Source organism: Streptomyces hainanensis, assembly GCF_004348415.1.
Classification (GTDB): Bacteria; Actinomycetota; Actinomycetes; order Streptomycetales; family Streptomycetaceae; genus Streptomyces; species Streptomyces hainanensis.
Window position 1 is genome coordinate 1 of the sequence record NZ_SMKI01000247.1, and the last position, 11641, is coordinate 11641.

Sequence of the window (11641 nt, forward strand, 5' to 3'; positions counted from 1 at the left end):
GGGTGTGTGGGACGTGTGGGGGGTCGTCGCGGCTCATGGGATGTGCGTCTCCGGTTCGAGCGGGTGGCGTCCCGCTCAGGTAGGGGTGACGCCCGGACGGCCCGACGACGTGGTGCCGAAGGCGTCGGCGTTCGACGCCGGGCGGCGGGGTGGATCGGGCCAGGGTGATCCGCAGTGGTCCGCGGTGGTGCCGGTGCGGCGGTGCGGCCGGGCGGCGACCTCGGCGTAGCAATCGATTTCTAGTAGCGATACAAAAGTTCCCACCGTCGCGTCGGGGGCGTCAAGACACGTGCGCCGATTGCTTACGGACGGGGCGTCACGGCACGATCCTGCTCCGACTCCCCGCCCGGGAGCGGGTCGGTATCCGTGCGGCACCTCTTGACTTTGTCCGGTGCTGAGGTAGTTTCTGCGCACCCAGATTTGTATCGATAAACAGCGGGGCTGAGGAGCGCGACGCGGGCGTGGGCGGCCGGCCGCCCGTCGATCACGCCTGTCGGGGCGTCGCCGAGCCTTTCGCCGACGAGCCGCGCGCCGAAGAGGCGCGTCGACCGTCATCCCGCCACGAACCGCGAGCAAGGAGTGTTCCCGATGTCGAGGCACGTGAGAAACATGGCCGCCGTACTCGCCGTGGCCACCGGGCTGGCCACGTCCGCCTGCGGGACCGGTGGCGGTGGGGGCGGCGGCACGACGCTGTCGCTGCTGTCCTGGAACGGGGAACAGGTCATGACGCCGGTCATCGAGGCGTTCGAGGAGGCCCACCCGGACATCGACGTCGAGGCGTCCTACTCGCCCCCGGTCGCGGAGTACATCCAGTCCCTCCAGACCAGGGTGCTCTCCGGCACCGCCCCTGACGTGTTCCTCATCGCGGCGGAGAACAAGACCAACCTCATCGAGGGCGGGCACGTGCTGGACCTGGCCGGCGAGGAGTTCCTGGCCAACGTGCCGGAGTTCAACCAGCGGACCTACGGCGCCGACGGCGCGGTCCACGGGCTCTCGCTGTCCTCCTGGGGCGGGGGCATCCTCTACAACGAGGACCTGCTCGCCGACGTCGGGGCCGAGGCGCCACCGGAGACCTGGGAGGAGTTCCTCGACCTGTGCGCCACGCTCCAGGACGCCGGCATCACGCCGTACCTGGAGCCGGTGGACGCGATGCCCGGGGTGCTCGCGGCGTTCCTCGGGGCCTACGACGCGGCCAACGGAAACACGATGGACGACGAGATATTCGCCGGCACCTCGACGTTCGAGGAGCACTGGACCCCGCTGCTCGAGCAGTACTACCGCCTCTACGACGAGGGCCTGGTGACCAGGGACACCGTCGGCATCACCGCCGACCAGGTGCAGTCGGAGTTCGCCAACGGCCGGGTGGCGATGATCACGGCCGGGCCGTGGACGGTGCCCCCGCTGCGCGACTCCGCGCCGGACCTGAACTTCCGGATGGCTCCGGTCCCGGGAGTGGCGGGCGGCGAGCCCTACCTGTCGGGGGCGGCGAGTCCCGGCTACGCGATCAACCCCGACTCGGAGAACATCGAGGCCGCGAGGACGTTCCTGTCGTTCCTCGCGTCCCCCGAGGGCATCGCGGTGCTGCAGGAGGCCGAGGGCTCCATCACGGTCACCAGCGACTTCGACCCGCCGTTGGACGAGGCCCTCGACCCGATCGTCGACGACGTCCGCGCCGGCAACCTCTACCTGCCGCAGATCTCCTGGCAGCGCGCCGAGGACGTGCTCAACATCGAGGCCGTCGCCCAGATCCAGCGCATGGTGCAGGGGGAGATATCGCCGCGCGAGGTCGCCCAGGCGCTGGACCGGAAGCTCGCGGCCTCATGAGCGCCGCCACCCTCTCCCGGCCGCGCCCCCCGTCCGGCGCACCGGTGGCCCGGCGGCGAAGGGACTCGTCGGGCGGCTGGCGCGAGGCCGGCGCGCACCAACTGTTCCTGGTCCCGGTGGCCGCGGTCTTCGTCGTGCTGTTCGTCATTCCACTCGGGCAGACGTTCTACTGGAGCCTGACCGACTTCACCGGGTACTCCGACGACGTCACGTTCGTGGGCCTGGAGAACTACCGGACGATCCTCTCCGATCCGTCCATGACGGCGGGACTGTCGTTCACGTTGCTGTTCGCGGTCGGGACGACGCTGCTGACCACCGCCATCGCCATTCCCCTCGCGGTGGCCCTCAACCAACGGTTCCTCGGGCGGAACCTCGCCCGCTCGCTGTTCTTCTTCCCGGCGATCCCCAGCATGGCGGTGCTGGGCCTGGTGTGGGGGTACATCCTGTCCCCGCTGGGTTCCGGGGTGCTCAACTCGGTGCTCGACGGGACGCTCGGTCTCGGGCCGGTGCCCTGGCTGTCGGACGCCACCCTGGCCAAGCTGTCGGTGGTCCTGGTCGGGGTCTGGGGCGGCGCGGGCTGGCACGCCGTGCTGTACCTGGCCTACCTGCAGTCCATCCCGGCCTCGTACTACGAGGTCGCCACCATCGACGGCGCCGACGCCTGGCAGCGGTTCCGCCACATCACGCTGCCGCTGCTGACGCCGGCCATGGTGATCAGCCAGTTCCTGCTCATGACCAACGGGCTGAAGGTGTTCGACCTGCCCTACACGCTGACCAACGGGGGACCCGGCTTCGCGACGCAGACGATCACCCAGTCGATCATCGTCAACGGCGTCGGCCAGGGCCGGTACGGCATGGCGTCGGCACTGGCCGTGCTGTTCACGCTCGCCGTCGCGGCGCTCTCCTTCAGCCAGTTGCTCGTCTCCCGGCGGATCGAGAGGAGGGTGTCGTGAGTCGCCGTCGCCCGCTGCTGAGCGTCTTCGTCATCGGCCTTGCCTGTCTGGTCGGGATGCCGCTCTACTACATCGTCGTCAACACCTTCAAGACCCAGGAAGAGATGGTGAGCTCCCCGCTCGCCCCACCCACCTCCCTCCACCTGGACAACTACCTGGCGGTGTTCGACCAGGTCCCGCTGGCGCAGAGCTTCGGCAACACCCTCTACGTCACCGCCGGGGCGATAGCCGTCCAGCTGTTCGTCGGCGCCACCGCGGCCTACGGCATGATCCTCCGCGCGACGCTGTTCAACCGGGTCTTCGGAGTGCTGTTGTTGCTGGCGTTCGTGGTGCCCGGGCAGGCCACCCTGATCCCGCTGTACCGGACGCTCGTGGACACGGAACTCGTGGACACCCTCAACGGGCTCGTCTTCCTGTACGCGGGCGGCTCGATCTTCTGTTTCTTCCTGATCCAGGGCTACATCCGCACGCTGCCGTTCGAGATCATCGAGGCCGCCCGGATCGACGGCGCCGGCGTCTTCCAGATCTTCTGGCGGATCGTGCTGCCGCTGATCAGACCGATCCTGGTCACCGTCGGCATCTTCCAGACGATGTGGGTGTGGAACGACTTCATCCTGCCCAACGTCGTGCTGTCCTCGCCCGAGAACCGCACCATCGTGCTACAGGTCTACAACGCCGTGGGGGAGTTCACCACCGACTGGCCGGCGTTCATGACGCTGTCCGTCGTCGTCCTCGCCCCGATGGTGGTCTTCTTCCTGGTCACCCAACGCCACATCGTCAGCGGACTGCTCGCCGGGGGAGTCAAGGGATGAGCGACAACACGACCACCGGCGGACCCCGGCAGCCGGGCGCCCCGCTCTACACCGACCCGCTGTACGACGCGCCCGCCGACCCGACCGTGGTCGAGGCACCGGACGGCTCCTGGCGGATGTTCTACACCCAGCGGCGGGCGTACGACGACGGCCCCGGTGTCCGCTGGGTGCACGGCACCGACATCGGCGTGGCCGGGTCGACCGACGGCGGCCTGACCTGGACCTATCGCGGCGCGGTCGCCGGACTCGACCCCCATCCCGGCCGCAACACGCTGTGGGCGCCCGAGGTCGTCCACGCCGAGGGGCGCTACCACATGTTCCTCAGCCACATCCGGGGCGTGCCGTCGACCTGGGCGGGACATCCCCGCACCATCCGGCACCTGGTCTCGGACGACCTGGAGGTCTGGCACGACCTCGGCGCGGTGCCGCTGTCGTCCGACCGCGTCATCGACGCCTGCGTCCACCCGCTGCCCGACGGCGGTTACCGGATGTGGTTCAAGGACGAGGCCGACGGATCCACCACCTGGGCCGCGGACTCCCCCGACCTGACGGCCTGGAGCGCCGCCCGCCGCGTCGTCGGGGACCCGCCGCACGAGGGACCGAACGTCTTCGCACTCGGCGGCTGGTACTGGATGGTCACCGACGAGTGGCGCGGCCTGGGCGTCCACCGCTCGACCGACCTGTCCGGCTGGGAGCGCCAGGGGCTCATCCTCGACACCCCCGGCCGTCGCCCCTTCGACGGCGCCAACGGGCAGCACGCCGACGTCGTCGTCGGGTCCGAGGACGACGGCGCGGCCGAGGAGGTCGGCTGGATCTTCTACTTCACCCACCGCCCCGAGCCGGCCGGGCGGCACACGGACCTGCAGGTCGCCACCCTGCGCGTGGTCGACGGCCGCCTCGTCTGCGACCGGGACGGCCCGACCCGCCTCGACCTGCGCCGGGCACGTCGTGGGTGAGCCCGCCCGTGGCCGGCTCCGGGCGGCGGAAGCCGCCACGAGCGAGACCCGGTACGGATACCTGCTGGTCCACCACGTCGAGGCCCCCGAAGGCGACGGCGAGCGGATCCACTTCTCGCTCAGCGACGGCGACGACCCACGGTCCTGGACCCGGCTCAACGGGGGCCAACCGGTGCTGACCTCGCGACTCGGCACCAGGGGGGTCCGGGACGCCCACCTGGTGCGGGGCGCCGACGCGTACTTCCTCATGGCCACGGACCTGCGGATCTACGGCGGTGACCGGCGAGGCTGGGAGGCGTGGACCCGTACCGGCAGCCGCTCCATCGTGGTGTGGCGCTCGCGCGACCTCGTCCGCTGGTCCGAACCGTGGCTGCTGGAGGTCGCCCCGCCGAACGCGGGGATGGCCTGGGCACCCGAGGCGACCTACGACCCGGAGCGGGGCGACTTCCTCGTCTACTGGTCCTCCCGGCTCTTCGCCGAGGACGACCCGCGGCACGAGGGCGACGGCTACAGCCGGGTGCTGGTCGCGCGCACGCCCGACTTCCGCGGTGTCGGCCCGGCGTCGGTCCTCATCGACCTGGGCACCGACGTCATCGACACGACCGTCCACGTCGACGGCGGCACCGTCCACCGGTTCTCCAAGGAGAACTCGTTCGGACCCGACTCGATCCGGCTCTTCCAGCAGTCCGGTCCCGACTTCTTCTCCGACCGGTTCAGAACCACCGCCACCCGCATCGCCGACACCCTGTACGCGCACGTCGAGGGTCCGCTGGTCTTCAAGGACAACCACCGAGAGCTCTGGTACCTGTTCGTCGACCAGTTCGCGCGGCGGCCCCAGGGCTACGTCGGGCTGACGACGACGGACCTCGACAGCGGGCACTGGGAGCCCATCCCGCCCGACGCGTTCCACATGCCCCCGAACACCAAGCACGGAGCCGTCCTGCCGCTGACGGGCGATCAGTGGCAGGTCCTGCGTTCGGCCTTTCCCGGCTGAGCGGTCGCCCTCCCGTCGCGGCTCCGACCGGCACCCCGGTCGGAGCCGCGACCCGTGTCAGGCGGCGACGAGGGCGGTGACGGCCCCGGCCAGGGCGTCGGTCGCCGCGTCGACCCGATCCTGGTCCGCGCCCCGGTCGTCCGCCACCGCCCGGGCCGCGACCCGGGCGGTGACGAGCGTCTCCCAGGACGCGGCGGTCCAGTCCGCCTCGGTCAGGTCGGCGCTCTCGGTCAGGTACAGGTCGAGGGCCGAACCGTCGACCGTCCGCACGACGAACCGGAGTTCGGCGACGTTGCAGTAGCCGTTGCCGCCACTGATCCGCAGGGCTCCGTACCGGGCCGGGGATGCCGGCACGACGGTGTTCCAGCCCGCGACGGGAACCCCGGTGTTCGCCAGGGCGGTCCACGTGGCCCCGCCGTCGTTCGAGCCCTCGACCGGCATCCCGGTCGCCCGCGAGACCGCCCCCGAACGGGGGTGGTAGCGCACGGACTCGACCTCGAACACGGTGCCGTCCGTCGGGAGCACGGTGACCGTGCAGGCCCTCGTGGTCGTGTCGGTGTACGTCGCCGGGTCGCCGTCGAACATCCGCCAGCCGTTCGCCGCGGCGTCGACCGAGCCGCCCGCGGTACCGGTGCTCGCCGTCACCCAGGACGGGTCGACGTCCGCCGGCGCCGAGGACGTGGCGGCCTCCAGGAGATCCCAGGCGTCGAGCAGCCGCAGCGCGAGCGCCGTCTCGTCGGCTCCCTCCTCCGCCGCGGCGGCGCGCACCGCCTCGACCTCGCGCGGGAACAGGACCCGCGAGGCCCGGGTGTAGTCGGAGAGGTCGACGGCGTCGGCTCGCGCGAGGACCGGCGCGAGGGCCAGCCGGACGTCACCGAAGACCCGCAGCTCGGCGATCGAGATGCCCCGGTCGGCCCGCACCCGCAGGTAGCGGTACGCGCCGCCGTCGCGTGACGCCAGGTTCTGCCAGGCGAGCACCTTGGCGGGCGAGGCCGTCAGGTCCGTCCACTCCCGGAGATCGTTCGAGCCCTGGAACACCAGGTTGTCGAGGTTGACCATGCCGGTGTTGTCGAGGCGGGCCAGCAGGTCGACGCGTTCGACGCCGACGGCCGATCCCTCCCCGAAGTCCCAGACCAGGTGGCGCTCGCCGTCGACGGCGCCGACCTCGCCGAAGGTGGTGGCGTTCCCGTCGAGCATGCGCGCCGCCTGGGCCGCCTTCGTCGGATCGGCGGCGCCCGAGGCGTCGACGACCCGGGCGTCGGCGAGTTCGACGAGGCTCCGTTCGTCCGACCCGTACAACGCCGTGGCGTCGGTCGAGCCGTGGATGGTCGCCGCCCGTCGGCCGGCTTCCGTGGTGTGGTCGACGGTGACGTCGAGGCGGCCGCCGCCGCTCAGCTCGCCGAGCTCCGCGGTGCCGCTCCAGGACCTGCCGTCCTCGCTGGTCGCCTCGACCGGCTGCCCGCCGACCTCCACCACGACGTCGTCGACCGGCGTCGGGCTGGAGAGGGACACGGTGACGCGGTCGCCCGCCGTGACCCGTCCTGACAGGGCGTCGGGCGAACTCACGGACACGTCCGTGACGGTTCCCCCGACCTCCGAGCGTTCGCCGTGGACACGGAACCCGGCGAACGACCACAACCCCGGGTAGGCGGGGTCGGTCTCGATCCCGGGGTGGTCCACCCGCGGTCTCAGGTAGCGGTACTCCTCACCCGCGTGCTCCGGGACGACGTCGATGTCCTCCCACAGGTTGGTGTTGACGGTCTCCCGCTCGGTGAGCAGGTCCCATGTGATGCCGTCGTTCGAGCCGTACACGTTCGTGCCCTGCAGCCGGTTGCCGAACGTGAAGCGCGCCTGGAAGGAGAAGGCGCTGGGCGCGATCCGGTACCGGGTGCCGAAGTCGAGGACGAAGGAGTCCACCCGCAGATCGGCGATACCGGTTCCGTTGTGGTCGTCGGCCAGGTTGTTCAGCCCCACGGTGTCCAGCGTCGTCGTGGTCACGACGCCGTCGCGGTAGTCGAGCGTGCCGTCCGCCAACGTCGGGTTGAGCAGCCGCAACGCCCCGATCCTCGACAGCAACGTGTCGAGAGCGGCCCGGAACTCCGCGTCGGAGCCGTGGCGTGCCGCCTCGCGTGCCGCGGTGAGCGCGACCTCGTACGGTTCGCGGGTCTCGGCCGTGTACACGGCCCCGCGGTCCGTCCCGTCGGCCACCGCGGCGCGGACGGTCCCCTGCCGGTTCGGGGAGACGACGAGCTCCACGGACCGGGCGGCGACGCTCCGCCCGTCGTCCGCGACGACCTGGACGGGGTGACGCCCGGTGTCGCGCGGTGCCGGCTCCCACGTCAGGAGGCCGGTGGCGGCGTCGAGTTCCGCGCCGCGGGGGAGTCCCGTCGCCGCGTAGGCGACGCCGTCGCCGTGCTCCGTCGCGGAGAGGTCGACCGCGCCGGCGGACCGTGCGGTCAGATACCGGGTGCCCGCGCTCTCGGCGAACCGCGGGGCGGTCAGTGCCGTGTCGGCCTGGAGGAGCACCTCCCGCAGGTCGACGGTGGTCCCGCTCCGGCCGGTGAGCCGGTAGAACGCGACGTACGAGCCGCTCTCCGGATACGTCACGTACCGCCACTCGCCGCCCGTGTCGGGCAGTCGCACCGTCGCCAGCACCGTCGGTGCCAGTTCGTTCCCGTTGAGTCCCGACGCGGGTTCCTTGTCGAGTACCTCCAGCAGGGCAGGTCCCTCGGTGCGGACGAGCACGGCGTTGCTGCCCCTGCCGTCGTGCATGAGCCGGCTGACGACGCTGACCGTGCCCCGCTCGTCGACGTGCGCGCGGGCGAAGGTCTCGTCGTCCTCGGTCACGATCTCGGTGCGGTCGTCGAGCCGCAGGGCACGGCCGTCGAACGGCAGGTCCGGGGCGTCGGGCAGCGGCACCGGTTCCGTGCCGGCCAGTTCGGCCGGGAACGCGACCCAGTACTCGGGGTTCTTGTCGCCCGGCGCCCAGAAGTTGGCCCGGTTCACCCCGTCGTGGAAGTACGGCCCGTCCCGGCGCGCGGACAGTTCGGCCAGCCACGGCGCCTCGGCCTCGACGTCGACGCCGCGCTCGTAGGCGTACTCGTAGTACAGCTCGTTGACGGGGTTGAACAGCCGACCCCGGTACGCCTCGGAGATCGTGCCGTTCCAGCCCTCGCCGCGCTCGTCGACCCACGGGGTCGGGGCGCCCATCATGAAGCCGTAGAAGGCGTCGGCCCCCTGGAGCAGCCGCCGGTCGAGGAAGTCGTAGGCGCTCACCGCGTCGGCGGCGGTCGAGACGGTGCCGGCCGCCGGGTCGACCCGGGTGCCCTGCACCTCCAGCATGCGCGCGAGACCGGTGAAGTTGTCGATGTTGCACTCGCCGTGCGCCTGATCGCGGCCCATCTCCCGCACCTGCGTGAACTCACGGCCGTAGGGGTTGGCCGGGTCGTCCGCGCCGATGACCGGTATCTGCGGGGCGAGCGCGCCGTTGTCGTAGCCGTCGTACGTCGCGTTGACGGTGAACCACTCCACGCCCTGGGCGTAGCCGTCCGCGTCGTCCGCGTAGATCGCGGTGGCGATCCGGCCGAAGAGGCCGAAGTTGTGCTGGTTCATCCACTTCCGGTTCGAGTGGAGGAAGGTCTCCACCACGGGGTTCGCGAAGTTGTCGAGCAACCTCCGGTCGTCCTCGGCGCTCCACACCACGTCGTAGCCGTCGGACGTCCCGGGGGTGTCGTCGGCCAGCGGCTCGGTGGCCCGGATGATCTCGGCCGCCATGAGGAACTGGTACAGCGGGTGGCCCGTGTGGATGTGCGCGTCGGGGAAGTACGCGTACGACCCGGGGTCCATGCCGGCCCACGCGCGGAGCGCCCGCACCGCGTTGCGCCGGTACGTCTCGTCGCCCGTGACGACCCACATCAGCGACTGCGTCAGGGCCCCGAACGAGTCGTTGGTCTCCCGGCGCCGCTGTCCCACCTGCGTGAACGTCGGGTCGAGCGGCACGTCGGGCTCGGCGGCCGACCTCGAGTTCGAGGCGCGGTACGTCGGGGACGCGAAGGTGGTGTCGGCCATGGCCGCGAAGTACGAGGCCCAGGGCTCCTGCCCCGCGCGCACCTGTGTCTGGGCGGTCCTCAGGTCCTCGGCGGACAGGCCCACTCCGGGGTGGACGAACCCCGCGTCGCTGACCGTCTCGTGGACCTCGACGACGTTCTCGGTGAGCAGGTCCTCGCGCTCGGCGGCTCCGGCCTGCGGCGGCAGGACGACGACTCCGAGCGCGGCGAGGAGTGCCGCCAGCAGTGCGAGCAGGTGGGACGGTCTGTGGTCGCGGCGTTTCCAGACGTGCGTCATCGCAGGTCCCCTTCGCGTCACCGGCACGGACGTCTTCGCCGCGCCGGAGGGTCGGATAGCGCTGTTCGAACGGATGGGCTCCGGTGTCCTGAGACGTCGGCGTCGCCTCGGGCGACGCGGCGACGCCGTGGCGGCCTACGGCTCGCGGCGGTCGTCCGCCTCGTCACGCCTCGGCGTGACGGCGGGCCGTCGGTAACCCCGCGTGCCGGTCCGCGCCCCGGTCGGCGGGCGGCGCCACCGAGGGGAAGGCCGCCGCGGTGGCGACTCGGCCGGCACGGACGCGGCTCATGCTTCCCTCCTCTGAGATGCCTCATCCTCAGAACCGTCGGGGGTGTGTCGGTGCTGGGGCGAGGCAGTCCAGAAAACGTTCTCTTACCATAGCGAGCATGGTCAGGGCGTCAACTGATCTGACACGGGGAAGTTGGCGGGTGCGCGGGACGGTCCCTCGGCCGCAGGTCGAGATATCGTTATCTGCCGAAGGAGTCCGGAGACGGACGTGCACCGGTTCCTCGACGGGCCGCCCCCAGGCGGTCGTTGTGGCGGACCGGGACCGCGTCGAGCCGGTGCATCAGGGTGGGGCGGTGCAGTTCGGTGGTGGCCCGGAGGATCGCGGTCGGCACCTGTGCGTGGCGGTAGAGGCCGACGAGACGGCGCAGCCATTCCTCGTCGCCGAGGTCGAGCTCCGGCCGTGCGGGGCTGGAGGTCTGGGCCGACCAGACCACCCTCGCCGGCCCGCCCAGCGAGGGCCGCGCGTGGGCGAGCATGGCCGAGGAGACGAGCACCTTCCGCGAGCACCTGGAGTGGCTCCGTCGGCGCGGCCGCCAACTCCCGGGCGACCCCTCGCTGGTCGCCGCCGCCATGGGGGCGATGGTCTCCATGCTCGGGTTCGCGGTGATCACCGCGGGGGAAAGTGGCCCGCGCGCCACCGACGAGGAGATCGTCGAGACCCTCACCGCCCTGCTGCTGCACGGCCTGGCCGGACCCTCGTCGGGCACGAGCCGACCAGCCGGCCACGACGGCTGACGCCCCGGACGAGACGGCCCGCACCTCTCGTGCCGGTCCCGCGGCGGTGAGGTCAGAGCGCGCGCCGCAGGGCGAGGACGTTGTCGGTGACGGTCGCGCGCCGGCCCTGGGGGCCGGTGGCCGTGCGCCGGGGGGAGTGGCACCGCTCGGTACGCCACCCCTCGCCCGGGTCGAGGGCGGCGAGGGCTTCCTCGGCCGTGGGGAAGCGGACATCCTCGCCCGCCTGCCAGGACCAGGGCGCCACGGAGGCGTGCTCGACCACGAGGAGCAGTCCGCCGGGAGCCACCGCCTCGGCGGCGCGGCGCAGCACCTGGGCCCGGGGGATGTCGACGGGGGTGTGGAAGTAGGTGGCGCTGACCAGGTCGAACTCCCCGGCGGGGAAGGTGCGGGCGAGGTCGTGGCGCGCGGGGTGGACGCGGTCGCCCACGCCGGCGCCGCGTGCTGCCTCGGCGACGCGGGCGAGGGCGGTGGGTGCGATGTCGACGGCGGTGACGTCCCAGCCGCGGGCGGCGAGCCAGATCGCGTCGCCGCCGTGCCCGCAGCCCAGGTCCAGCGCGGTGCCGGGGGTGGGCGCGAGAGCGCCGACGAGGCCGGTGAGGACGGTGTTGGCGGTGGTGCCCCACCGGGCGTCGAGCCGGGAGTAGTGCTTCTCCCAGAAGCTCGCGGAGTCGTTGTCGGTGTGCATCTGCGGTGCTCTCCTCTCCTCGCCGTCAGGCGGCGGGGGCGGGCCGGGTG

General features: G+C 71.8%; 10 protein-coding genes. 6 read left to right on the forward strand and 4 right to left on the reverse strand.

What is annotated here, in order from left to right:
* The first annotated feature begins 588 nt into the window (after window positions 1–588).
* The 5 genes from E1283_RS21755 to E1283_RS21775 are packed head-to-tail and all read left to right on the forward strand — an operon-like array spanning window position 589 to window position 5539.
* Window positions 589–1824, forward strand: a complete 1236-nt coding sequence (locus tag E1283_RS21755; protein ID WP_132819799.1) for an ABC transporter substrate-binding protein — start codon at window positions 589–591, stop codon at window positions 1822–1824.
* On the forward strand, window positions 1821–2777 hold the full coding sequence (locus E1283_RS21760; protein ID WP_132819800.1) for a carbohydrate ABC transporter permease: 957 nt from the start codon (window positions 1821–1823) through the stop codon (window positions 2775–2777). The genes E1283_RS21755 and E1283_RS21760 overlap by 4 nt, the downstream gene beginning before the upstream one ends.
* Window positions 2774–3589, forward strand: a complete 816-nt coding sequence (locus tag E1283_RS21765) for a carbohydrate ABC transporter permease (protein WP_207930481.1) — start codon at window positions 2774–2776, stop codon at window positions 3587–3589. Before E1283_RS21760 ends, E1283_RS21765 begins: the two co-directional genes overlap by 4 nt.
* On the forward strand, window positions 3586–4545 hold the full coding sequence (locus E1283_RS21770) for a family 43 glycosylhydrolase (protein ID WP_132819801.1): 960 nt from the start codon (window positions 3586–3588) through the stop codon (window positions 4543–4545). The genes E1283_RS21765 and E1283_RS21770 overlap by 4 nt, the downstream gene beginning before the upstream one ends.
* Window positions 4538–5539, forward strand: coding sequence for a glycoside hydrolase family 43 protein (locus E1283_RS21775; protein WP_132819802.1), 1002 nt, complete (start codon window positions 4538–4540; stop codon window positions 5537–5539). Before E1283_RS21770 ends, E1283_RS21775 begins: the two co-directional genes overlap by 8 nt.
* Window positions 5540–5596: 57 nt before the next feature.
* Here E1283_RS21775 and E1283_RS21780 read toward each other — a convergent pair whose 3' ends face one another.
* The 3 genes from E1283_RS21780 to E1283_RS21785 form a co-directional block, all read right to left on the reverse strand.
* On the reverse strand, window positions 5597–9883 hold the full coding sequence (locus E1283_RS21780) for a putative Ig domain-containing protein (protein ID WP_132819803.1): 4287 nt from the start codon (window positions 9881–9883) through the stop codon (window positions 5597–5599).
* Between the two features lie 163 nt (window positions 9884–10046).
* Window positions 10047–10172 (reverse strand): hypothetical protein, encoded by a 126-nt coding sequence (locus tag E1283_RS39485; RefSeq protein WP_279571283.1) that lies wholly within the window; start codon window positions 10170–10172, stop codon window positions 10047–10049.
* 178 nt (window positions 10173–10350) lie between these two features.
* Complete coding sequence (locus E1283_RS21785; RefSeq protein ID WP_132819804.1) at window positions 10351–10665, reverse strand: hypothetical protein; 315 nt, start codon at window positions 10663–10665, stop codon at window positions 10351–10353.
* Between E1283_RS21785 and E1283_RS21790 the strand changes: the two genes are divergently transcribed.
* On the forward strand, window positions 10646–10906 hold the full coding sequence (locus E1283_RS21790; RefSeq protein WP_207930482.1) for a hypothetical protein: 261 nt from the start codon (window positions 10646–10648) through the stop codon (window positions 10904–10906). The two genes, E1283_RS21785 and E1283_RS21790, sit on opposite strands and share 20 nt — an antisense overlap.
* Window positions 10907–10958: 52 nt before the next feature.
* On the opposite strand, the gene E1283_RS21795 is transcribed toward E1283_RS21790, so the two are convergent.
* Window positions 10959–11591 (reverse strand): class I SAM-dependent methyltransferase, encoded by a 633-nt coding sequence (locus E1283_RS21795; RefSeq protein ID WP_132819805.1) that lies wholly within the window; start codon window positions 11589–11591, stop codon window positions 10959–10961.
* Window positions 11592–11641 lie beyond the last annotated feature (50 nt).